General features: G+C 67.1%; 19 protein-coding genes and 1 other RNA gene. 16 read left to right on the forward strand and 4 right to left on the reverse strand.

The features are described 5' to 3' along the window. Positions 1-186: 186 nt before the first annotated feature. The 4 genes from ssrA to ompA form a co-directional block, all read right to left on the reverse strand. Positions 187-573, reverse strand: a transfer-messenger RNA (tmRNA) gene (gene ssrA / locus AC07X5_RS12865). 12 nt (positions 574-585) lie between these two features. Next, positions 586-1,251: a phosphoglycolate phosphatase gene (gph, locus tag AC07X5_RS12870; protein WP_494770684.1), complete on the reverse strand. Its 666-nt coding sequence runs from the start codon at positions 1,249-1,251 to the stop codon at positions 586-588. Positions 1,252-1,288: 37 nt separating this feature from the next. Continuing rightward, positions 1,289-2,014, reverse strand: a complete 726-nt coding sequence (gene ubiG, locus AC07X5_RS12875) for a bifunctional 2-polyprenyl-6-hydroxyphenol methylase/3-demethylubiquinol 3-O-methyltransferase UbiG (protein ID WP_494770487.1) — start codon at positions 2,012-2,014, stop codon at positions 1,289-1,291. Between the two features lie 199 nt (positions 2,015-2,213). Then, a complete protein-coding gene (gene ompA / locus AC07X5_RS12880) occupies positions 2,214-2,864 on the reverse strand; it encodes an outer membrane protein OmpA (RefSeq protein ID WP_494770685.1) in 651 nt (216 codons plus the stop codon). Positions 2,865-3,085: 221 nt separating this feature from the next. Here ompA and gyrA point away from each other — a divergent pair, with 221 nt between their 5' ends. The 16 genes from gyrA to mnhG all read left to right on the forward strand — a co-directional run bounded on the left by gyrA (position 3,086) and on the right by mnhG (position 21,945). After that, entirely contained in the window at positions 3,086-5,749 is a 2,664-nt protein-coding gene (gene gyrA, locus AC07X5_RS12885; RefSeq protein ID WP_494770488.1) for a DNA gyrase subunit A, read from the forward strand. A gap of 145 nt (positions 5,750-5,894) precedes the next feature. Further along, positions 5,895-7,004 (forward strand): 3-phosphoserine/phosphohydroxythreonine transaminase, encoded by a 1,110-nt coding sequence (serC, locus tag AC07X5_RS12890; protein ID WP_409961307.1) that lies wholly within the window; start codon positions 5,895-5,897, stop codon positions 7,002-7,004. Positions 7,005-7,060: 56 nt separating this feature from the next. Beyond that, positions 7,061-8,158 carry a prephenate dehydratase gene (gene pheA / locus AC07X5_RS12895; RefSeq protein ID WP_494770489.1) on the forward strand — a complete coding sequence of 366 codons (1,098 nt, stop codon included), beginning with the start codon at positions 7,061-7,063 and terminating at the stop codon, positions 8,156-8,158. A gap of 75 nt (positions 8,159-8,233) precedes the next feature. After that, complete coding sequence (locus tag AC07X5_RS12900; RefSeq protein ID WP_409961303.1) at positions 8,234-9,139, forward strand: prephenate dehydrogenase; 906 nt, start codon at positions 8,234-8,236, stop codon at positions 9,137-9,139. Beyond that, positions 9,139-11,190, forward strand: a complete 2,052-nt coding sequence (locus AC07X5_RS12905) for a bifunctional 3-phosphoshikimate 1-carboxyvinyltransferase/cytidylate kinase (protein WP_494770490.1) — start codon at positions 9,139-9,141, stop codon at positions 11,188-11,190. Before AC07X5_RS12900 ends, AC07X5_RS12905 begins: the two co-directional genes overlap by 1 nt. Positions 11,191-11,385: 195 nt before the next feature. Next, positions 11,386-13,071, forward strand: a complete 1,686-nt coding sequence (gene rpsA / locus AC07X5_RS12910) for a 30S ribosomal protein S1 (RefSeq protein WP_007852596.1) — start codon at positions 11,386-11,388, stop codon at positions 13,069-13,071. 81 nt (positions 13,072-13,152) lie between these two features. Then, positions 13,153-13,503 (forward strand): integration host factor subunit beta, encoded by a 351-nt coding sequence (locus AC07X5_RS12915; protein ID WP_409963442.1) that lies wholly within the window; start codon positions 13,153-13,155, stop codon positions 13,501-13,503. A gap of 112 nt (positions 13,504-13,615) precedes the next feature. Further along, positions 13,616-13,930 (forward strand): LapA family protein, encoded by a 315-nt coding sequence (locus AC07X5_RS12920; RefSeq protein WP_409963440.1) that lies wholly within the window; start codon positions 13,616-13,618, stop codon positions 13,928-13,930. After that, positions 13,920-15,074 carry a lipopolysaccharide assembly protein LapB gene (lapB, locus tag AC07X5_RS12925; protein WP_409963439.1) on the forward strand — a complete coding sequence of 385 codons (1,155 nt, stop codon included), beginning with the start codon at positions 13,920-13,922 and terminating at the stop codon, positions 15,072-15,074. Before AC07X5_RS12920 ends, lapB begins: the two co-directional genes overlap by 11 nt. Positions 15,075-15,148: 74 nt before the next feature. Beyond that, positions 15,149-15,580 (forward strand): ComEA family DNA-binding protein, encoded by a 432-nt coding sequence (locus AC07X5_RS12930; protein WP_494770491.1) that lies wholly within the window; start codon positions 15,149-15,151, stop codon positions 15,578-15,580. Positions 15,581-15,725: 145 nt separating this feature from the next. After that, positions 15,726-18,707 carry a monovalent cation/H+ antiporter subunit A gene (locus AC07X5_RS12935; RefSeq protein WP_494770492.1) on the forward strand — a complete coding sequence of 994 codons (2,982 nt, stop codon included), beginning with the start codon at positions 15,726-15,728 and terminating at the stop codon, positions 18,705-18,707. After that, positions 18,707-19,072, forward strand: a complete 366-nt coding sequence (locus AC07X5_RS12940; protein WP_494770493.1) for a Na+/H+ antiporter subunit C — start codon at positions 18,707-18,709, stop codon at positions 19,070-19,072. The genes AC07X5_RS12935 and AC07X5_RS12940 overlap by 1 nt, the downstream gene beginning before the upstream one ends. Next, positions 19,072-20,793, forward strand: a complete 1,722-nt coding sequence (locus AC07X5_RS12945; RefSeq protein ID WP_494770494.1) for a monovalent cation/H+ antiporter subunit D — start codon at positions 19,072-19,074, stop codon at positions 20,791-20,793. Before AC07X5_RS12940 ends, AC07X5_RS12945 begins: the two co-directional genes overlap by 1 nt. Beyond that, positions 20,793-21,284, forward strand: coding sequence for a Na+/H+ antiporter subunit E (locus AC07X5_RS12950; protein ID WP_409963433.1), 492 nt, complete (start codon positions 20,793-20,795; stop codon positions 21,282-21,284). The genes AC07X5_RS12945 and AC07X5_RS12950 overlap by 1 nt, the downstream gene beginning before the upstream one ends. Then, complete coding sequence (locus AC07X5_RS12955) at positions 21,281-21,568, forward strand: K+/H+ antiporter subunit F (RefSeq protein WP_494770495.1); 288 nt, start codon at positions 21,281-21,283, stop codon at positions 21,566-21,568. Before AC07X5_RS12950 ends, AC07X5_RS12955 begins: the two co-directional genes overlap by 4 nt. Then, positions 21,565-21,945, forward strand: a complete 381-nt coding sequence (gene mnhG / locus AC07X5_RS12960; RefSeq protein ID WP_409963429.1) for a monovalent cation/H(+) antiporter subunit G — start codon at positions 21,565-21,567, stop codon at positions 21,943-21,945. Before AC07X5_RS12955 ends, mnhG begins: the two co-directional genes overlap by 4 nt. Positions 21,946-21,959: the final 14 nt, after the last annotated feature.

Consider the following 21,959-nt stretch of genomic DNA (forward strand, 5'->3'; position numbering starts at 1 on the left):
CCCATAGGGAAACGGGGGAACAACTGGCCCGAGTCTACGACTTTCCGGATTTGTTCCCCCGTCTGTTCCCCCGCTTTGCCTCGGATGTAGATGGACTACCGCGAACGTCTATGCACTGTAAGTCGTTGATTCACCAAAGAAAAAGGGCGTTCGCTGGATGTCAGCGAACGCCCTTGGACGTTGTAATGGTGGAGCTGGCGGGAATTGAACCCGCGTCCGCAAGCCTTCACCAGGCAGATCTACATGTTTAGCGGTCTGTTTTGGATCTCGCTGCCTGTGTCGCGCAGTCGCACGCTACACCGGCCGCCAGTACCCTTGAATCTCGCCCCAACCCAAGGTACCCGGATTGGAGCCAGCCCATGTAATTATCCTTGCAGCCGGGAGGCACTGATTGCTCAGAACCCCCTTGCCCAGCCCATCGGCCAACTGTTGCAAGGCTCACTGGCAATTAAGCAGCGAGTGCGAAACGTTCGTCGTTTGCAGTTAGTTTGTTAAATCGAGATTTACGAGCGTGACTCAAGCTCGACATGCACCACACTGACTCCGAACCCACGTCGAAACCAGGACAGCCCCAGACCCTCTATTTTAGGCCTGTCCCAGCAGTTGCAAGAGCTCGGAGGGAGATTTAATTGCAGCGTGCGCGCCCCAGGCGTGCGGCGCCTGGGCAGCACCCAGGTAGCCGTAGGTGGCGGCAACGGTGCCCATGCCGGCGGCCAGGCCGGCGACGATGTCGCGCTCGTCATCGCCCACGTAGATGCATTGGCTGGCGTCGATTTTCAAGCGAGCGGCAGCCTCCAGCAGCGGCGCCGGGTGGGGCTTGGCATGCGGTGTGGTGTCGCCGCTGACCACGGCGCCCGCGCTGGCGAACAGCGGCATGGCGCGGGTGAGCGGGTCGGTGAAGCGCATGGCCTTGTTGGTCACCACGCCCCAGGCCAGGCCCTTCGCGTGCAGGGCCTCGACCATGGCGGGCACGCCGTCGAACACCTGCGTCAGCACGGTCATGCGCGCCTCATAGTTGGCAAAGAACTCCTCGCGCAGGGCGGCGAATTCGGCGTCCTCGGGCTTGAGGCCGAAGGCCTCGCCCAGCATGCCGCGCGCACCTGCGCCGGCCATGGGGCGGTAGCGTTCGAGCGGCAGCGATTCCATGCCGCGGTCGGTGCGCATCTTGTCGGCGGCGGCCGCCAGATCGGGTGCGCTGTCGATCAGGGTGCCGTCGAGGTCGAACAGCACGGCGCGGATGTTGTGGAATATGGGGTTCGTCGTCACGGACAGGGTCTCTCGATGGGGCTCAGGCCGGCTTGCGGGTGGCGAACATGTAGTTCACGCTGGTGTCCCCGCTCAGCCAATAGCGCTTGGTCAATGGGTTGTATTCCAGCCCCCGCGTCTGCTGCACATCCAGGCCTGCAGCGCGGCAGTGCAAAGCCAGCTCGCTCGGGCGGATCATCTTGGCATACTCGTGCGTGCCGCGCGGCAGCATGTTGAGCACGTATTCCGCCCCCACGATGGCCAGCATGAAGGCCTTGGCATTGCGGTGGATGGTGGAGAAGAATACCCAGCCGCCGGGCTTGACCAATGCAGAACAAGCCTTGACGACGGAGGCCGGGTCGGGTACGTGCTCCAGCATCTCCATGCAGGTCACCACATCGAAGCTGGCGGGCTGCTCGGCCGCGAGCGCCTCCACGCTGATCTCGCGGTACTGCACCCCTTTGGTGCCGGCCTCGAGCGCGTGCAACTGGGCCACGCGCAGCGCCTTGCTCGCCAGGTCGATACCGGTCACGTCCGCGCCCTTTCGCGCCATGGAGTCGGCCAGGATGCCGCCGCCACAACCCACGTCGAGCACGCGCTTGCCACCCAGGCCTGCCAAGGCATGGATCCAGTCCAGGCGCAGCGGGTTGATCTGGTGCAGTGGGCGGAACTCGCTGTCCGGGTCCCACCAGCGGTGGGCCAGTGCGGAAAACTTGGCCAGCTCGGCCGGATCGGCATTCAGGGTGGGGGTGGTCGTATCGTCACTCATGGCATGCATTGTCAACGATGGCGGGATCTCCAGGCGGCCAGCACCCCAGGAGGGGCTGTTGCCCGCTCATATATATAAGAGGCGGCGGTCCGGACAAGGGTGGTGCACTTTGTACCAGTACAAAGGCCGCGCCCTCAGCCGGCTCCAGACGAAAAAAAGCCCCGTTGCCGGGGCTTTTTGGTGCGAAGCAATCGAGAGATTACTGGCCGGCGCGGGTGCCAACCACTTCGATTTCCACGCGGCGGTTCTTGGCGCGGCCTTCAGCGGTCTTGTTGTCAGCCACTGGTTGCTTCTCGCCCTTGCCTTCGGTGTACACGCGGTTCTTTTCGATGCCCTTGGACACCAGATAAGCCTTGACGGCTTCGGAACGGCGGACCGACAGCTTCTGGTTGTAAGCATCGGAGCCCACGGAGTCGGTGTGACCCACGGCGATGATGACTTCCAGGTTGATGCCCTTGACCTTGGAGACCAGGTCGTCCAGCTTGGCCTTGCCTTCTGCCTTCAGCACCGACTTGTCGAAGTCGAAGAATGCGTCGGCAGCGTAGGTCACCTTGCTGGCCATGACTGCTGGAGCAGCAGCGGCTGGAGCAGCAGCTGGTGCAGGTGCGGGAGCAGCGCCAGGAGCAGGAGCAGCAGCGGGTGCGGGAGCTGGAGCAACGATGGCGCCATCGCAGCCTGGAGCGGCGGTGGCCGGCGTCCAGTTGGCATTGCGCCAGCAGTATTCGTTCGTGCCGTTCTTCCAGACCAGTTGGCCAGAAGCGTCTCTCCAGTTGTCAACGGTTTGAGCGCCAGCGGCGGTTGCGAGCGCTGCAGAGGCAAACAACATCGCCACTTTGTTCAGTTTCTTCATGGTTCTCCTCTTGGGGAAAAAGCCGCAGCCGCGCTGCGAATCAGGACGCTTGAGGTGACCATCACCCAAAGCGTTCAAACGATTGTGCCATACGTAACTGACCAAAAGCGCCCGCACCGCATTGGGGCCCGTAGGACAAAACCGTAATTGCGACGATATGTTGCGGGAGCGCTACACGCTTTCCCCTCTAAAATGATTCTCCTTCGCCGCATTGCCGCCCTATGACCCAGTTTGCCAAAGAAACCCTGCCCATCAGCCTCGAAGAGGAGATGCGGCGCAGTTACCTCGACTACGCGATGAGCGTGATCGTGGGCCGGGCGCTGCCCGATGCGCGCGATGGCTTGAAGCCCGTGCACCGGCGCGTGCTGTACGCCATGCACGAGCTCAACAACGACTGGAACCGGCCGTACAAGAAGTCCGCGCGTATCGTCGGCGACGTGATCGGCAAGTACCACCCGCACGGCGATTCGGCGGTGTACGACACCATCGTGCGCATGGCACAGGACTTCTCCTTGCGCCACATGCTGGTGGATGGCCAAGGCAATTTCGGGTCTGTCGACGGTGACAACGCGGCCGCAATGCGGTACACGGAAATCCGCCTGGCGAAGATCGCGCACGAGATGCTGGGCGACATCGACAAGGAAACCGTCGACTTCGGCCCCAACTACGACGGCAGCGAGAAGGAGCCGCTGGTCCTGCCCAGCAAGCTGCCCAACCTGCTGGTCAACGGCTCGGCCGGCATCGCGGTGGGCATGGCCACCAACATCCCGCCGCACAACCTCAACGAAGTGGTCGATGGCTGCCTGCACATGCTGCGCAACCCCGACGCCACGGTCGACGAGCTGATGGAGATCATTCCCGCACCCGACTTCCCCACGGCCGGCATCATCTACGGCATCAACGGCGTGAAGGACGGCTACCGCACCGGCCGCGGCAAGGTCGTGATGCGCGCCAAGTGCCACTTCGAGGACATCGACCGCGGCCAGCGCCAGGCCATCATCGTCGACGAGCTGCCCTACCAGGTCAACAAGAAGACGCTGCAGGAGCGCATGGCCGAACTGGTGCACGAGAAGAAGATCGAGGGCATCAGCCACATCCAGGACGAGTCCGACAAGTCGGGCATGCGCCTGGTGATCGAGCTCAAGCGCGGCGAAGTGCCCGAGGTGGTGCTCAACAACCTGTACAAGCAGACGCAGCTGCAGGACACCTTCGGCATGAACATGGTGGCGCTGATCGACGGCCAGCCCCGCCTGTGCAACCTGCGCGACCTGATCAGCGTCTTTTTGCAGCACCGCCGCGAAGTGGTCACCCGCCGCACGGTGTTCGAGCTGCGCAAGGCGCGCGACCGCGGCCACGTGCTCGAAGGCCTGGCCGTGGCGCTGGCCAACATCGACGATTTCATCGCCATCATCCGCAACGCCCCCACCCCGCCGGTGGCCAAGGCCGAGCTGATGGCCCGCCCCTGGGACAGCAAGCTGGTGCGCGAGATGCTCACCCGCACGCGCGCCGATGGCGGCGTGGTGAGTGCCGACGACTACCGCCCCGATGGGCTGGAGAAGGAATTCGGCATGGGCCAGGACGGCCTGTACCGCCTGTCGGAAACGCAGGCCCAGGAAATCCTGCAGATGCGCCTGCAGCGCCTGACCGGCCTGGAGCAGGACAAGATCGTCGCCGAGTACAAGGAAGTCATGTCGGTCATCGAAGACCTGCTGGACATCCTGGCCAAGCCCGAGCGCGTCTCCACCATCATTGGCGAAGAGCTCACCTCGATCAAGACGGAATTCGGCCAGAGCAAGCTGGGCGCACGCCGCAGCATCGTCGAATACAGCGCGCAGGATCTCTCCACCGAGGACCTGATCACCCCCACCGACATGGTGGTGACGCTCAGCCACACCGGCTACATCAAGAGCCAGCCCCTGTCCGAGTACCGCTCGCAAAAGCGCGGCGGGCGCGGCAAGCAGGCCACGGCAACCAAGGAAGACGACTGGATCGACCAGCTCTTCATCGCCAACACGCACGACTACATCCTGTGCTTCTCCAACCGCGGCCGGCTGTACTGGCTCAAGGTCTGGGAAGTGCCGGCAGGCTCGCGCGGCTCGCGTGGCCGCCCCATCGTCAACATGTTCCCGCTGCAGGAAGGCGAGAAGATCAACGTGGTGCTGGCGCTCACCGGCGACATGCGCACCTTCCCGGCCGACCGTTACGTGTTCATGGCGACCAGCATGGGCACCGTGAAGAAGACCGCGCTCGACGAGTTCAGCAACCCGCGCAAGGGCGGCATCATCGCCGTCAACCTCGATGACGGCGACTACCTGATCGGCGCGGCGCTGACCGATGGCCAGCACGACGTGATGCTGTTCAGCGACGGCGGCAAGGCCGTGCGCTTCGACGAGAACGACGTGCGCCCCCTGGGCCGCCAGGCCCGCGGCGTGCGCGGCATGACGCTGGAAGACGGCCAGAGCGTGATCGCCATGCTGGTCGCCGAAGACGAAACGCAAAGCGTGCTCACTGCCACCGAAAACGGCTACGGCAAGCGCACCAGCATCGTCGAGTACACGCGCCACGGCCGCGGCACCAAGGGCATGATCGCGATCCAGCAGAGCGAGCGCAACGGCAAGGTCGTGGCCGCCACGCTGGTGCATGCCGACGACGAGATCATGCTGATCACCGACAAGGGCGTGCTGGTGCGCACCCGCGTCTCCGAGATCCGCGAGCTGGGCCGCGCCACGCAGGGCGTGACGCTGATCGCACTGGACGAGGGCTCCCAGCTCAGCGGCCTGCAGCGCATCGTCGAGAACGATGCCAATGTGATCGAAGGCGAAGGCGGCGCAGCCGACGCCGGCGGTGACGCCGCACCGGGAGCGGACGGGCCCTCCGAGTCCTGACGGACTGCATGCGCGCAGCAGCATCCCCGGGGCCTGCCGGGTGCTGCGCGCGATGCGGCTTGGTGCAGCATGAAGCAATGCGGGCCAGCGCGGCGCAAGCCGCCAGCCCATCGAGACTGACCTTCCTTTTTTCGTTTCGCCTGACATGAACCGCCCCTACAACTTCTCCGCCGGCCCCGCCGCCATTCCCGCCGAAGTGCTGCAGCAAGCCGCCTCCGAAATGCTGGACTGGCATGGCAGCGGCATGGGCGTGATGGAGATGAGCCACCGTGGCAAGGAGTTCCTGTCCATCTACCAGCAGGCCGAGGCCGACCTGCGCACGCTGCTGGCCGTGCCCGCGAACTTCAAGATCCTGTTCATGCAGGGCGGCGGCCTGGCAGAGAACGCCATCGTGCCGCTGAACCTCTCGCGCGCCGCCGTCGTGGACTTTGTGGTCACCGGCAGCTGGAGCCAGAAGTCGCAAAAGGAGGCGCGCAAGTACGCCTCGGAAGTCAACATCGCCGCCAGCAGCCAGGACAGCGACTTCACCACCGTGCCCGACCCCGCCACCTGGAACCTGAGCCGCGGCGCGAGCTACCTGCACCTGTGCAGCAACGAAACCATCAACGGCACCGAATTCCACGAACTGCCCGACCTCAAGGCCCTGGGCTCCGATGCCCCGCTGGTCATCGACTTCTCCTCGCACGTGGCCTCGCGCAGCGTGGACTGGTCGCGCGTGGGCCTGGCCTTCGGCGGCGCGCAGAAGAACCTGGGCCCCGCCGGCCTGACCCTGGTGGTGGTGCGCGAAGACCTGCTGGGCCATGCCCTGCCCGCCTGCCCCAGCGCCTTCGACTACAAGACCGTGGCGGACAACGAGTCCATGTACAACACGCCACCCACCTGGGGCATCTACGTGGCGGGCCTGACCTTCCAGTGGCTGCTGCGCCAGCGCGAGGGCGAGCTGACCGGCGTGGCCGCCATGGAGCAGCGCAACATCGCCAAGGCCGAGCTGCTGTACAACGCCATCGACGCCTCGCAGCTGTACGTGAACAAGGTGGCCGCCAACTGCCGTTCGCGCATGAACATCCCCTTCTTCCTGCGCGACGAGTCGCGCAACGACGCCTTCCTGGCCGGCGCCCGCGAGCGCGGCCTGCTGCAACTCAAGGGCCACAAGTCCGTGGGCGGCATGCGTGCCAGCATCTACAACGCCATGCCCTTGGCCGGTGTACAGGCGCTGGTGGACTACATGCGAGAATTTGAACAGAAGCGCGCCTGAGTCCCGCCCTCCCGCCCCTCTCCCACCGGACGCCCGCCAGAAAAGCTGCCCCCTTCATGACCGAACCGCAAGCCTCCCCTGATCTCGCCAGCCTGCGCGTGCAGATCGACTCCCTCGACCGGCAACTGCTCACGCTGCTCAACCAGAGGGCCCTGGTCGCCGAGCAGGTCGGAGAGGTCAAGAAGCGCGAGGGCACGCCGTTCTTCCGGCCCGACCGCGTGGCCCAGGTCATCGACAAGATCCAGACCGCCAACCCCGGCCCGCTCAAGGGTGCGCACGTGGCGGCCATCTGGCGCGAGATCATGTCGGCCTGCCTGGCGCTCGAATCGCCCCAGCGCGTGGCCGTGCTCGGCCCCGAAGGCACCTTCTGCGAGCAGGCCGCCATCGAGTTCTTCGGCGGCGCCGCCGACCTGATGTACTGCGCCAACTTCGACGAGGTGTTCCACGCCACGGCGGCGGGCAGTGCCCAGTACGGCGTGGTGGGCGTGGAGAACTCCACCGAAGGCGTGGTCACGCGCTCGCTCGACCTGTTCCTGCACACCCCCACGCACGTGGTGGGCGAGGTCAGCCTGCTGGTGCGCCACAACCTGCTGCGCACCAGCAACTCGCTCGACGGCATCGAGGCCGTGCTGGCCCACCCGCAGGCCCTGGCCCAGTGCCAGGCCTGGCTGTCCAAGCACCTGCCGCACGCCGAGCGCCGCCCGGTGTCGAGCAATGCCGAAGGCGCGCGCCTGGCCACCACCAACCCGGCCTGGGCCGCGCTGTCGAGCGAACGCGCCGCCACCCAGTTCGGCCTGCACATCGTTGCGCATGCCATCCAGGACGATGCGTACAACCGCACGCGCTTTGCCATCATCTGCCTGCCGCACACGCTGCAGACGCCGCCGCCCTCGGGCAAGGACTGCACCAGCCTGGTAGTCTCGGTGCCCAACCGCCCCGGCGCGGTGCACGACCTGCTGGTGCCGCTCAAGGCGCACGGCGTGTCCATGACGCGCTTCGAGTCGCGCCCTGCGCGCACCGGCCAGTGGGAGTACTATTTCTACATCGACCTGGACGGCCACCCCGCCCAGCCCCACGTGGCCCGCGCACTCGAAGAGCTGCGCAGCCTGTGCGCCTTCTACAAGGTGCTGGGCACCTACCCGGTGGCGCCATGAGCCTGGACATGCCCACGCGCACCCCTGAACGCCCGGCGATCGCACCCCGTCGCCCCCTGCCGGAATCGCACCACCATGTTTGAACAATTGGGACTCATCGGCTGCGGCCTCATGGGCGGCTCCTTCGCGCTGGCGATGAAGAAGGCCGGCCTGGTCAAGCGCGTGGTGGGCTACAGCAAATCGCCCTCCACCACCGACCGGGCGCGCCAGCTCGGCGTGATCGACGTCGAAGCCCCTTCGGCCCTGCTGGCCGTGGCCGGCGCCGACATCGTGCTGGTGGCAGTGCCCGTGGCCGCCACCGAAGCCACGCTCAAGGCCATCCGCCACCTGGTCACGCCCAACATGCTGATCATGGACGTGGGCTCCACCAAGGCCGACGTGGTGCAGGCTGCACGCCGCGCGCTGCGCGACCAGGTGGGCTCGTTCGTGCCCGCCCACCCCATCACCGGCCGCGAGGTCTCGGGCGTGGAGCATGCCGACGCCGAGCTGTACACCGGCCGCCAGGTCATCCTGACGCCCATCGAGCGCACGGCGAACACCCAGCTCGGCACCCTCCCCACCCAGCTCAGCCAGGCCGAGACCGTGTGGAACGCGCTGGGCTGCCGGGTGAGCAGCATGTCGCCCGAATCCCATGACGCGGCCTTCGCCGCCGTGAGCCACCTGCCCCACCTGCTGGCCTTTGCGATGATGAACAGCATCACCGGCCAGAAGGACGGCGACGACTTCCTCTCGCTCGCCGGCCCGGGCTTTCGCGACTTCACGCGCATTGCCGCCAGCGATCCCAAGGTCTGGCGCGACATCCTGCTGTCCAACCGCGAAGAACTGCTGGCCCAGTCGCGCCAGTTCCAGCAGACCCTGCAGAACATCGAGCAGGCCATGCAGAAGAACGATGCGCAGGCGCTCGAAGACATGATCACACTGGCCAGCGAGACCCGCGCGCACTGGCGCATGGGCGCGCAGCGCTCGAGCAAGGGCCGCTGATGTTCAGCACCCCCTGGCTCGACCTGCCGGCCCTCTGCGCCGCAGGCGGCGAAGTCCACCTGCCCGGCTCCAAGAGCATCTCCAACCGCGTGCTGCTGCTGGCTGCCCTGAGCGCCGGCACCACCACCGTGCACGACCTGCTGGCTTCGGACGACACCCGCGTCATGCTCGACGCCCTGCGCCAGATCGGCTGCACGGTGGACGAGGATGGCAGCACCACGGTGCGCATCACCGGCCTGGGTGGCGCAACACCCCATTCGCCCGCCAAACTCTTCATGGGCAACGCCGGCACGGCCATGCGCCCGCTCACGGCCGCGCTGTCGCTGCTGGGTGGTGAATTCGAGCTGTCGGGCGTGCCGCGCATGCATGAGCGCCCCATCGGCGACCTGGTCGACGCGCTGCGCCAGCTCGGCTGCCAGATCGACTACCTGGGCAACGACGGCTACCCGCCGCTGCGCATCGCGCACGGCCAGGGCGTGCCGGCCCTGGCGCTGGCCGGCCCGATCCGCGTGCGCGGCGATGTCTCCAGCCAGTTCCTCACGGCCCTGCTCATGGCGCTGCCGCTGGCCGCTCGCACGCAGGCCATCGAGATCGACGTGGTGGGCGAGCTGATCTCCAAGCCCTACATCGCCATCACCCTGCAACTGCTCGCGCGCTTCGGCATCGCGGTCACGCACCAGGACTGGCAGCGCTTCACCATCCCCGCCGGCAGCCAGTACCGCTCGCCGGGCGAGATCCATGTGGAGGCGGACGCCTCCTCGGCCAGCTACTTCATCGCACTGGGCGCCATCGCCTCGGGCCACGAAGGCCTGCCCGAGGGCATCCGCATCCAAGGCGTGGGGCTCGATTCCATCCAGGGCGACATCCGCTTCGTCGAGGCTGCGCGCGCCATGGGCGCGCAGGTCACCGGTGGTGCCAACTGGCTGCACATCCGCCGCGGCGAACCCGGCCAGGGCTGGCCCCTGAAGGCCATCGACCTCGATTGCAACCACATCCCCGACGCGGCCATGACCCTGGCCGTGATGGCCCTGTATGCCGAAGGCACGACCCGACTGACCAACATCGCGAGCTGGCGCGTGAAGGAGACCGACCGCATCGCCGCCATGGCCACCGAGCTGCGCAAGCTCGGCGCCACGGTGGAGGAAGGCGCCGATTTCATCCGCGTGACCCCGCCTGCGCAGTTGGCCGACTGGAAGGCCGCCAGCATCCACACCTACGACGACCACCGCGTGGCCATGTGCTTCTCGCTCGCGGCCTTCAACCCGGCCCGGTTGCCGGTGCGCATCGAAGACCCCAAGTGCGTGGCCAAGACCTTCCCGGACTATTTCGAGGCCCTGTTCTCGGTGGCCCACGCCGCCACCGAGCAGATCCCGGTGATCTGCATCGACGGCCCCACGGCCTCGGGCAAGGGCACCGTGGCCGCCGCCGTGGCCCAGCGCCTGGGCTACCGCTTCCTCGACTCGGGCGCCATGTACCGCATCACGGCGCTGGCCGCATTGCGCGCGGGCCTGGCCATCGACGCCGCCCATGAATCCCGCATCGCCGACATGGCCAAGACCCTGCCCGTGCACTTCGAAGGCGGCCGGGTGTTGCTGGGCGAAGACGACGTGAGCGCCGATATCCGCACCGAAGAGGCAGGCATGAACGCCTCGCGCGTGTCCTCCCTGCCCGCGGTGCGCGAGGCCCTGGTGGACCTGCAGCACAGTTTCCGGCGCCTGCCGGGCCTGGTGGCCGACGGGCGCGACATGGGCACGGTGATCTTCCCCGAAGCACCTTTGAAGGTGTATCTGACCGCCAGCGCCGCCTGCCGTGCGGAGCGCCGGTATAAGCAGTTGATTTCAAAGGGATTTTCGGCTAACATATCCGACCTTCGCGCAGACCTTGAGGCACGCGATGCGCGGGACAGTTCCCGCAGCGTCGCTCCCTTGAAGCCCGCGCAGGACGCCCTGGTGCTGGACAACTCCGACTTGACGATCGATGAAGCCGTCGAGCAGGTGATTGCCTGGTGGCAGGAGCGGCAGCCTTTCGCAGCCTCGGCCGCGCAGGGCTGACTGGCAGGGCCGCAAGGCGCTGCAAGCCAGGGCGCAAGCCCTGCACGGCCCCAAAGGCACCGCTCGCTCACCAGCGCACGGGCCCTGTGGATCAACCACCACCTAACCGCGGCTTTGCCGCAAAAAACCACCGCAAGCAGCTATAAAAACGGAAGCAATGGTGCTTCCGGAATCCTGTTTGTGGCAAGGAAACACATGTCCGAATCTTTTGCCGCCCTTTTTGAAGAATCCCTGCAGCGTACCGAAATGCGCCCAGGCGAAGTGATCACCGCCGAAGTCGTGCGCGTGGAACACAACTTCGTCGTGGTCAACGCCGGCCTCAAGTCCGAAGCCTACGTGCCGCTGGAAGAGTTCAAGAACGACAAGGGCGAAGTCGAAGTCCAAGTGGGTGACTTCGTGTCGGTGGCCATTGGCTCCATCGAAAACGGCTACGGCGACACCATCCTGTCGCGCGACACCGCCAAGCGCCTGGCTTCGTGGATGAGCCTGGAAAAGGCCCTGGAATCCGGCGAATTCGTCACCGGCACCACCAGCGGCAAGGTCAAGGGCGGCCTGACCGTGCTGGTCAACGGCATCCGCGCATTCCTGCCCGGCTCGCTGATCGACACGCGTCCTATCAAGGACCTGACGCCTTACGAGAACAAGACCCTGGAATTCAAGGTCATCAAGCTCGACCGCAAGCGCAACAACGTGGTGCTGAGCCGCCGCGCCGTGGTGGAAGCCTCCATGGGCGAAGAACGCGCCAAGCTGATGGAAACCCTGAAGGAAGGCTCCATCGTGCAGGGCGTGGTCAAGAACATCACCGAATACGGTGCGTTCGTGGACCTGGGCGGCATCGACGGCCTGCTGCACATCACCGACATGGCATGGCGCCGCGTGCGTCACCCATCGGAAGTGGTGACCGCCGGCCAGGAAATCACCGCCAAGATCCTGAAGTTCGACACCGAGAAGAACCGTGTCTCGCTGGGTCTGAAGCAGATGGGCGACGACCCATGGATGGGCGTGAACCGCCGCTACCCCCAAGGTACGCGCCTGTTCGGCAAGATCACGAACATCGCCGACTACGGCGCGTTCGTCGAACTCGAACCCGGCATCGAAGGCCTGGTGCACGTCTCCGAAATGGACTGGACCAACAAGAACATCGCTCCCGCCAAGCTGGTTTCGCTGGGCGACGAAGTCGAAGTCATGGTCCTGGAAATCGACGAAGACAAGCGCCGCATCAGCCTGGGCATGAAGCAGTGCAAGGCCAACCCATGGCAGGAATTCGCACAGGACACGAAGCGCGGTGACCGCGTCAAGGGTCCGATCAAGTCGATCACCGACTTCGGCGTGTTCGTGGGCCTGGCTGCCGGCATCGACGGCCTGGTGCACCTGTCCGACCTCTCGTGGAACGAACCCGGCGAAGCCGCTGTTCGCAACTACAAGAAGGGCCAGGAAGTGGAAGCCATCGTGCTGGCCGTGGACGTGGACCGCGAACGCATCTCGCTGGGCATCAAGCAGCTCGACGGCGACCCATTCACGACCTTCGTGACCGTGAACGACAAGGGCCAGACGGTGACCGGCAAGGTCAAGACCGTGGACGCCCGTGGCGCTGAAATCGACCTCGGCGAAGACATCGTGGGCTACCTGCGCGCTTCGGAAATCTCCCGCGACCGCGTGGAAGATGCCCGCAACGTGCTCAAGGAAGGCGACGAAGTCACGGCCGTGGTGGTCAACGTGGATCGCAAGACCCGCAACATCCAGCTGTCGATCAAGCAAAAGGACATGGCCGACGAACAAGGCGCCATGGCCAGCCTGAGCCAGCAATCGAGCCGCGAAAGCGCCGGTACGACCAGCCTGGGCGCCCTGCTGCGCGCCAAGCTGGACAACTCCGACAAGTGAGTGACGGCTTGACCTTCTGAAGGTCAATCCTCAGCGGGCGCCTCGTGCGCCCGCTTCTCTTTATCCCCGACAATCGACGCCATGACCCGCTCCGACCTTGTAGAAGAACTGGCCGCCCGCTTTGGCCAGCTCACCCACCGCGATGCCGAATACGCCGTCAAGACCATTCTTGATGCGGTGGGCGATGCGCTGGTGCGTGGCCATCGCATCGAGATCCGGGGATTCGGCAGCTTCTCGGTGAACCACCGCCCGCCACGCATGGGCCGCAACCCGCGCAGCGGCGAAGCCGTGGCCATTCCGGAAAAGCGCGTGCCCCACTTCAAGCCGGGCAAGGCCCTGCGCGAAGCTGTGGACAAGCGCACGGCCGAGATGGAAGACGACGGTACACCCGCACCGGCAACCGCGGCCAAGGCCACGGGCACCTCGGGTTGACACAGCGGCCGGGCCGAACGCCAACCAGGGAGTGCATTCCCCACAGGGGTGCGCACCATCCCGGGGACAGCGCCACCAGCGCCGTAGAATCTCCCCACCACCGGGGAGCCCCATGAAATACCTCCTGTGGCTGCTCAAGGCAGCCATTTTTTTTACCCTCTTCGCGTTCGCGCTGAACAACCAGCAGGACGCCACCGTGCACTTCTTCTTCGGCACACAGTGGCGCGCGCCGCTGGTGCTGGTCGTGCTCACGGCGTTTTCCGCCGGCCTCATCGTCGGCGTGCTGGGCATGGTGCCGCGCTGGTGGAAGCACCGCAGCGTGGCACGCCAGGCACTGAAGCAGACAACACCACCCGCCACCCCTGCCAAGGCCGCCGTCCCGGCCGAAGCCGCACCTGCCGAGATGCCGCCCATCCATGGAATTTGACCTCAGCTGGATCCTGCTGGGCCTGCCGCTGGCCTTCGTGCTCGGCTGGCTGGCATCGCGCTTCGACATCCGCCAGTTGCGCGCAGAGAACCGCCGCGCACCCAAGGCCTACTTCAAGGGACTGAACTTCCTGCTCAACGAGCAGCAGGACCAGGCCATCGACGCCTTCATCGAGGCGGTGCAGAACGACCCCGACACCTCGGAGCTGCACTTCGCCCTCGGCAATCTGTTCCGCCGCCGCGGCGAGTACGACCGCGCCGTGCGCGTGCACGAGCACCTGCTTTCGCGCGGCGACCTGAGCCGCACCGACCGCGAGCGCGCCCAGCATGCGCTGGCGCTCGACTTTCTCAAGGCTGGCCTGCTCGACCGCGCCGAGGACGCGCTCAACCGCCTGGAGGGCACGCCCTTCGAGGCCCAGGCCCGTCTGGCACTGCTGGCCATCTACGAGCGCTCGCGCGACTGGCCGCACGCCACCACCATCGCGCGCAAGATGCACGATGCCGACCAGGGCGACTTCAGCACCCGCCAGGCGCATTACCTGTGCGAGCAGGCGGCAGCGCTCAGCGGCCAGGCCGACCATGCCGGCGCCCTCGCGCTGCTGGAGCAGGCCGTGGCCGCAGCCCCGGGCGCCGCACGCGCCCGCATCGACATGGCACGGCTGCAACACCTGATGGGCCAGCCCGCCGCCGCACTGGCCACCCTGAAGGCGCTGGGCGAGCACAACCCCGCCGCCCTGCCCCTGGCCGCGCCACTGATGGTGGAGGTGGCCGCCACCACGGGGCAGACGGCGCAGGCCCAGGCCCTGCTGCAGGAGCACTACGACGGCGGCCCCTCGCTCGACGTGCTGGAGAGCCTGGTGTCCATCGACACCGCCCTGGGAGCCGGAGAAGGCGCCCGCCAGCGCTATGTGGACCACCTGGACAAGGAAAAATCCCTGGTGGCCGCCGCCAAGTGGCTGGCCGGCGAGAAGCTGGAGCACGAGGAGTTCCACCCCCAGGTGCAACGGGCCCTGGACCACGCCGTCAAGCCGCTCACGCGCTACCGCTGCGCGGCCTGCGGTTTCGAGGCGCGCCAGCATTTCTGGCAATGCCCCGGCTGCCAGACCTGGGACAGTTACCCCGCCCGCCGTGTAGAAGAGCTTTGATCCCCCGGGCCGATATGATGGCTGCGCGAGCCGTCCGGCCCGCGCTCAACACACAACTAGAGGGAGCCGCATCCATGTTCAAGAAATTCCTGTTCATCATTGCCCTGCTGTTTGCGGGCGCGTCGTTCGCCGCCGTGGACGTGAACAAGGCCAGCGCGGCCGAACTCGACGGCATCAAGGGCATCGGCCCGGCCATGTCCGAGAAGATCCTCAACGAGCGCAAGAAAAGCGAGTTCAAGGACTGGAGCGACTTCATCGGCCGCGTGGGAGGCGTGGGCGAGAAGACGGCCGCCAAGTTCTCGGCCGAGGGCCTGACCGTCAACGGCAAGCGCTTCAGCGCCGCCGCCCAGGCCAAGGCCGACAAGAAAAAGAAGGAAGCGGAAGCCAAGGCCAGCAAGACCGCAGCCAAGGGCGAAGACAAGCCCGCCAGCAAGAAGAAGGACAAGGCGGCAGAGCCTGCTGCCGCTGCTGCCCCGCAGGCGACCGCCAGCGACGCGAAGAAGTGACGAGAGCCCGCTCCGCGGGCGCATCCGCATGGCAGTCAGCCCGCTCAAGCGGGCTTTTTCATGCCCGGCCCCTGGCCATGCAGGAGCCGTCTCTCTCCAGCCGCTGCAAAGGGACTTTGGGAGCACGCCCTAAAATCGTTCGGGCATGCCCCTGATCACCCTCATCATCCTCCCCTTCATCGGCAGCCTGCTGGCGGCGGTCCTGCCCACCAACGCCCGCAACACCGAATCCACCTTGGCCGGCCTCATCGCCCTGTTCTGTGCGGTGCAGGCCGCGCTGTACTTTCCCCAGATCGCAGGGGGCGAGGTGCTGCGCCAGGAGATCACCTGGCTGCCCGCACTGGGCCTGAACCTGGTGCTGCGCCTGGACGGCTTTGCCTGGATGTTCTGCATGCTGGTGCTGGGCGTGGGCTCGCTCGTCGTGCTGTATGCGCGCTACTACATGTCGGCGGCCGACCCGGTGCCGCGCTTCTTCTCGTTCTTCCTGGCCTTCATGGGCGCCATGGTGGGTGTGGTGCTGTCGGGCAACATCATCCAGATCGCGCTGTTCTGGGAGCTGACCAGCCTGTTCTCGTTTCTGCTGATCGGCTACTGGCACCACCGCAAGGATGCACGCCGCGGCGCGCGCATGGCGCTCACCGTCACGGGCACGGGCGGGTTGTGCATGCTGGCCGGCATGCTGGTGCTGGGCCACGTCGTGGGCAGCTACGACCTAGACCACGTGCTCGCCGCGGGCACGCTGATCAAGGCGCATCCGCTGTACCTCACGGCGCTGGTGCTGGTGCTGCTGGGCGCCTTCACCAAGAGCGCGCAGTTCCCCTTCCAGTTCTGGCTGCCCAATGCCATGGCGGCGCCCACGCCGGTGTCGGCCTACCTGCACTCGGCCACCATGGTCAAGGCTGGCGTCTTCCTGCTGGCGCGGCTGTGGCCGGCGCTGGCCGGCACGGAGCAGTGGTTCTGGCTGGTGGGCGGCGCAGGCCTGTGCACCCTGCTGGTGGGCGGCTATGCAGCCATGTTCCAGCACGACCTCAAGGGCTTGCTGGCCTACTCCACCATCTCGCACCTCGGACTCATCACCCTGCTGCTGGGCCTGAACAGCCCGCTGGCCGCCGTGGCCGCCGTGTTCCACATCATGAACCACGCCACCTTCAAGGCCTCGCTGTTCATGGCGGCCGGCATCGTGGACCATGAAAGCGGCACCCGCGACATCCGCCGCCTGTCAGGCCTGCTGCGCATGATGCCCATCACCGGCACGCTGGCCATGGTGGCCAGCGCCGCCATGGCCGGTGTGCCGCTGCTCAACGGCTTTCTGTCCAAGGAGATGTTCTTTGCCGAGACGGTGTTCGTGAACACCGTGCCCTGGCTCGAAATCCTGCTGCCCGTGGCCGCCACCCTGGCCGGCATCTTCAGCGTGGCCTACTCGCTGCGCTTCATCGCAGACGTGTTCTTCGGCCCGCCCGCCACCGATCTGCCCCACACGCCGCACGAGCCCCCGCACTGGATGCGCGTGCCGGTGGAACTGCTGGTGCTGGCCTGCCTGGTGGTGGGCATGGTGCCGGCGTGGTCGGTCGGCGCCGTGCTGCAGGCCGCGGCCAGGCCCGTGGTCGGCGGCGAGCTGCCCACCTACAGCCTGGCCGTGTGGCACGGCTTCAACACCCCGTTCGTGATGAGCCTGGTGGCCCTGGGCGGCGGCGTGGCGCTCTACCTGCTGCTGCGCTGGCTGCGCGAGCGCGGCGCGCTGGACGCACCACCGCTCATGCACCACATCAGCGGCCAGCGCCTGTTCGACTGGGTCCTGGCCCGGTTGTCGCTGGCCGGGCGCAATGGCCGGCGCCTGCTGGGCACCGGGCGGCTGCAGTGGCAGATGCTCTGGCTGGTGGTCGCGGCCCTGGTGGCCGGCACGCTGCCGCTGTGGGTGCGCGGCCTGCCCATCGGTTCGCGCGAACAGTTGCCCCTGTCGCCGGCGTTCGCGGGGCTCTGGCTGTTGGGTGCCCTGTGCGCCGTGGCGGCCGCCTGGCAGGCCAAGTACCACCGGCTGGCCGCGCTCACCTTGCTGGGCGGTGCCGGGCTGTGCACCTGCCTGACCTTCCTGTGGTTCTCGGCGCCCGACCTCGCGCTCACGCAGATCGTGGTGGAGGTGGTGACCACCATCCTCATCCTGCTAGGCCTGCGCTGGCTGCCCCGGCGCGACGAAAGCCTGCGCGTGCCCACGCTGTCGCAGGCGCGCCGCACCCAGCTGCGCCGCTACCGCGACATGGCCCTGGCCCTGCTCTCGGGCACCGGCATGGCCCTGCTGTCGTTCGCCATGATGAGCCGGCCCTTCCCCGAGAGCACCTCCACCTTCTTCCTGGAGCGGGCTCTCACCGAGGGCGGCGGCACCAACGTGGTCAACGTGATGCTGGTGGACTTCCGCGGGTTCGATACCTTCGGCGAGATCGTGGTGCTGGGCATTGTGGCGCTCACGGTGTATGCGCTGCTGCGGCGCTTCCGCCCCGCGCGCGAGGTCATGGACCTGCCGCCCCAGCAGCGCGCCGTGCCGGCCGACGTGGCCACCGACCTGGCCAACCCACGCCAGACCGCCGACACCGCCGTGGGCTACCTCATGGTGCCGGCCGTGCTGGTGCGCCTGCTGCTGCCTTTTGCGACCATGGTGGCGGTGTACCTCTTCATGCGCGGGCACAACGAGCCGGGCGGCGGCTTCGTGGCCGGCCTGGTGTTCTCGGTCGCCCTGGTGCTGCAGTACATGGTGTCGGGCACCTCCTGGGTCGAAGCCCACCTGCCGCTGTACCCGCGCCGCTGGATCGGCACCGGCCTGCTGACCGCGCTGGCCACGGGCCTGGGCGCGCTGTTCTGGGGCTACCCCTTCCTCACCAGCCACACGGCCCACCTGGACCTGCCCGTGGTGGGCGAGATCCATGTGGCCAGCGCGCTGTTCTTCGACATCGGCGTGTTCACCCTGGTCGTGGGCTCCACCCTGCTGATCCTCACCGCCATCGCCCACCAGTCGGTGCGCAGCCACCGCTTCAACGCCCGCGCCGCCGAGGAAGCGCAGGAGGAACAGGCCGCCGCCATGGCCGCGCTGGCGGCAGCAGGCACCCACAACAACAACATCCCAGGAGTCCGCTGATGGAACTGATACTCGCACTGGCCATCGGCATACTCACCGGCTCGGGCGTGTGGCTGCTGCTGCGCCCACGCACCTTCCAGGTCATCATGGGACTGGCGCTGCTGTCCTATGCCGTCAACCTGTTCATCTTCAGCATGGGCCGCCTGGGCCTGGCCATCGACAAGGAGCCCGTGCTGCAGCAAGGACTGCCGCAGGACCTGCAGCACTATGCCGACCCCATGCCGCAGGCGCTCACGCTCACGGCCATCGTCATCGGCTTTGCCATGACGGCGCTGTTCCTCGTGGTGCTGCTGGCCTCGCGCGGCATGTCCGGCACCGACCATGTGGACGGCACCGCGGGCAAAGACGGGCAGGAGATGCCATGATGGCGGGCGATTTCACCGCGCGCGTCACGGCGCTGCTCATGCCGCACCTGATCCTGGCGCCCATCGCGCTGCCCATGCTCACGGCCGGGCTCATGCTGCTGCTGCGCGAAGAGCGCCAGCGCACCAAGGTGGCCATGAACGTGGTCTCCACCTTCCTCGGCCTCGTGATCGCCGTGCTGCTGCTGGTGCAGGCCAAGCAGCCCGGCGTGCAGACCAGCCTGGGCGTCTACCTGCCCGGCAACTGGCCCGCCCCCTTCGGCATCGTGCTGGCGCTGGACCGCCTCTCGGCCATGATGCTGGTGCTGGCCAGCACCGTGGCGCTGGCCACGGTGCTGTTCTCGGCCGCGCGCTGGCACAAGGCGGGGGTGCATTTCCATCCACTGTTCCAGTTCCAGCTCATGGGCCTGTCGGGCGCCTTTCTCACGGCCGACCTGTTCAACCTGTTCGTGTTCTTCGAGATCATGCTGGCGGCTTCCTACGGCCTGCTGCTGCACGGCTCGGGGCGACCGCGCGTCGCGGCAGGACTTCACTACATCGCCATCAACCTCGCGGCGTCCTCGCTGTTCCTGATCGGCGTGTCCATGCTCTACGGCATCACCGGCACGCTGAACATGGCCGATCTGGCGCGCGGCATCGCGGGCATCGATCCGTCCGACCGGGGCCTGCTGCACGCGGGTGCGGGCATCCTCGCGGTGGCCTTTCTCATCAAGGCCGCCGTGTGGCCGCTCAACTTCTGGCTGGTGCCGGCCTACAGCGCGGCCACGGCACCGGTGGGCGCGCTGTTCGCGCTCATGACCAAGGTGGGGGTCTACAGCATCCTCAGGCTGTGGACCCTGATGTTCAGCAGCGATGCGGGCGACTCGGCCCAGTTCGGCAGCCAGTGGATCGTGGGTGCGGGCCTGGTGACCATGTGCTTCGGCGCCCTGGGCATGCTGGGCTCGCAGCGCCTGGGGCACCTGGCCGGCTATGCCGCCATCCTCTCCTCGGGCACCTTGCTCGCGGCCCTGGGCTTCGGGCAGACCCTGCTGACTGCCGGCCTGCTGTACTACCTGCTGGGCTCCACCCTGGCGGTGAGCGCCCTGTTCCTGCTGACCGACCTGATCGAGCGCTGGCGCAACGATGGCGCCAGCCTGGCACCGCACGAGCAGACGGACGACGCGCCCTTCCTCACCGCCGACCTGGTGCACACCCAGGGCCTGAACCTGGACGAGAAGGAAGAGGTTCTGATCGGCCAGGTCATCCCGGCCGCGGTGGCCTTCCTGGGCCTGGCCTTCATGGCCTGCACCCTGGTGATCGCCGGGCTGCCGCCGCTGCCGGGCTTCGTGGGCAAGTTCGCGATGATCCACGCCCTGCTCAACCCGCTGGGCCTGGGCGCTTCGGGCGGCTTCGTGCTGGGCTCGGGCGGCTGGGCGCTGCTGGCGCTGATGGTGGGCACAGGCCTTCTGGCGCTGATCGCGCTCACCCGCGCCGGCATCCGCCACTTCTGGGCCTTGCACGACCGCGCCGCGCCCAAGCTGCTGGTGCTGGAGGGCCTGCCCATCGCCCTGCTGCTCACGGGCTGCGCATTGCTGGCCTGGCAGGGCGGCGCGGTGATGCGCTACACCCAGGCCACGGCCGACGCACTGCATGCCCCCGGCACCTACGTGCAGGCCGTGATGTCGGCCATGCCCGTGCCCAACCCGCCCGGCACGGCACCGGGCGCCAACGGAAGGCCGCAGTGATGATGAAGCGCATCCTCCCCGCCCCCATGCTGTCGCTGGCGCTGCTGGTGCTGTGGCTGCTGCTCAACCGCTCGCTGAGCGCCGGCAACTTCGTGCTGGGCGGCGTGCTGGCACTGGCCATACCGCTGCTCACGGCGGGCCTGCGCCCCCTGCCCGTGCGCGTGCGCGCCCCGGGCGCCGTGCTGCGCCTGGCCCTCACGGTGATGGGCGACACCGTGCAGTCCAACATCGCCGTGGCGCGGCTGCTGCTGGCCCCCGGCCGCAGGCGCCACCCCTCGGGCTTCGTGCAGATTCCGCTGGAGCTGCGCGATGCCAATGCCCTGGCCGTGCTGGCCGTCATCGTGAGCATCGCACCGGGCACGGCCTGGGCCGAGCTCTCGGTGGACCGCAGCGTGCTGATGCTGCACGTGCTGGAAGTGGACGATGCCGCCGCCATCGCCGCGCAGATCAAGCGGCGCTACGAGCGCCCCCTGATGGAGATTTTCGAATGACGAGCACGACCCCCATCCTCGACTGGGCCTTGCCTGCCGCCCTGTTCATGCTGGTGCTGGCCATGGGCTGCGCGCTGGCGCGCCTGCTCAAGGGCCCCTCGGCCCAGGACCGCGTGCTGGCGCTGGACTGCATGTACCTCAACGGCATGCTGCTCATGCTGGTGCTGGGCCTGCTGTACGGCAGCAAGAACTACTTCGAGGCGGCGCTGCTGCTGGCGCTGTTCAGCTTTGTCGGCTCGGTGGCCATGGCCAAGTTCCTGCTGCGTGGCGAGGTGATCGAATGAACGGCGCCACCACCGCCCTGCCCCTGTGGCTGGAAATCGTGGTCGCCCTCCTGGTGCTGCTGGGTGCGGGCATGGCCCTCTTGGGTTCGCTCGGCCTGCTGCGCCTGCGCAGTTTCTTCGAGCGCCTGCATGCCCCCTCCATCGCCGCGACCATGGGCTGCTGGTGCATCATGCATGCCACGGTGGTCTACTTCTCGGTGGCCGATGGCAGCCTGGCGTTGCATGCGTTGTTGATCGCTGGCTTCGTGGCGATCACGGTGCCCGTGACCTCGATCTTCCTGATGCGCGCCGCCCTGTTCCGCGCACGCCAGGCGGGCCAGCCCGGCGTGCCGCCCAGCCTGAGCGGCCCCGCCGCCGAAGGGCGCAAGGATCTTTGATACGGCCAGGCCCG

Source organism: Acidovorax sp. GW458-11-26-14-TSB4 (assembly GCF_059423865.1).

Bases quoted from the DNA above. Each gene is read 5' to 3' on its own strand.
- ubiG (WP_494770487.1), bottom strand. From the start codon at position 2,014: ATGAGTGACGATACGACCACCCCCACCCTGAATGCCGATCCGGCCGAG.
- ompA (WP_494770685.1), bottom strand. From the start codon at position 2,864: ATGAAGAAACTGAACAAAGTGGCGATGTTGTTTGCCTCTGCAGCGCTC.
- gyrA (WP_494770488.1), top strand. From the start codon at position 3,086: ATGACCCAGTTTGCCAAAGAAACCCTGCCCATCAGCCTCGAAGAGGAG.
- serC (WP_409961307.1), top strand. From the start codon at position 5,895: ATGAACCGCCCCTACAACTTCTCCGCCGGCCCCGCCGCCATTCCCGCC.
- pheA (WP_494770489.1), top strand. From the start codon at position 7,061: ATGACCGAACCGCAAGCCTCCCCTGATCTCGCCAGCCTGCGCGTGCAG.
- AC07X5_RS12900 (WP_409961303.1), top strand. From the start codon at position 8,234: ATGTTTGAACAATTGGGACTCATCGGCTGCGGCCTCATGGGCGGCTCC.
- AC07X5_RS12905 (WP_494770490.1), top strand. From the start codon at position 9,139: ATGTTCAGCACCCCCTGGCTCGACCTGCCGGCCCTCTGCGCCGCAGGC.
- rpsA (WP_007852596.1), top strand. From the start codon at position 11,386: ATGTCCGAATCTTTTGCCGCCCTTTTTGAAGAATCCCTGCAGCGTACC.
- AC07X5_RS12915 (WP_409963442.1), top strand. From the start codon at position 13,153: ATGACCCGCTCCGACCTTGTAGAAGAACTGGCCGCCCGCTTTGGCCAG.
- AC07X5_RS12920 (WP_409963440.1), top strand. From the start codon at position 13,616: ATGAAATACCTCCTGTGGCTGCTCAAGGCAGCCATTTTTTTTACCCTC.
- lapB (WP_409963439.1), top strand. From the start codon at position 13,920: ATGGAATTTGACCTCAGCTGGATCCTGCTGGGCCTGCCGCTGGCCTTC.
- AC07X5_RS12930 (WP_494770491.1), top strand. From the start codon at position 15,149: ATGTTCAAGAAATTCCTGTTCATCATTGCCCTGCTGTTTGCGGGCGCG.
- AC07X5_RS12935 (WP_494770492.1), top strand. From the start codon at position 15,726: ATGCCCCTGATCACCCTCATCATCCTCCCCTTCATCGGCAGCCTGCTG.
- AC07X5_RS12940 (WP_494770493.1), top strand. From the start codon at position 18,707: ATGGAACTGATACTCGCACTGGCCATCGGCATACTCACCGGCTCGGGC.
- AC07X5_RS12945 (WP_494770494.1), top strand. From the start codon at position 19,072: ATGGCGGGCGATTTCACCGCGCGCGTCACGGCGCTGCTCATGCCGCAC.
- AC07X5_RS12950 (WP_409963433.1), top strand. From the start codon at position 20,793: ATGATGAAGCGCATCCTCCCCGCCCCCATGCTGTCGCTGGCGCTGCTG.
- AC07X5_RS12955 (WP_494770495.1), top strand. From the start codon at position 21,281: ATGACGAGCACGACCCCCATCCTCGACTGGGCCTTGCCTGCCGCCCTG.
- mnhG (WP_409963429.1), top strand. From the start codon at position 21,565: ATGAACGGCGCCACCACCGCCCTGCCCCTGTGGCTGGAAATCGTGGTC.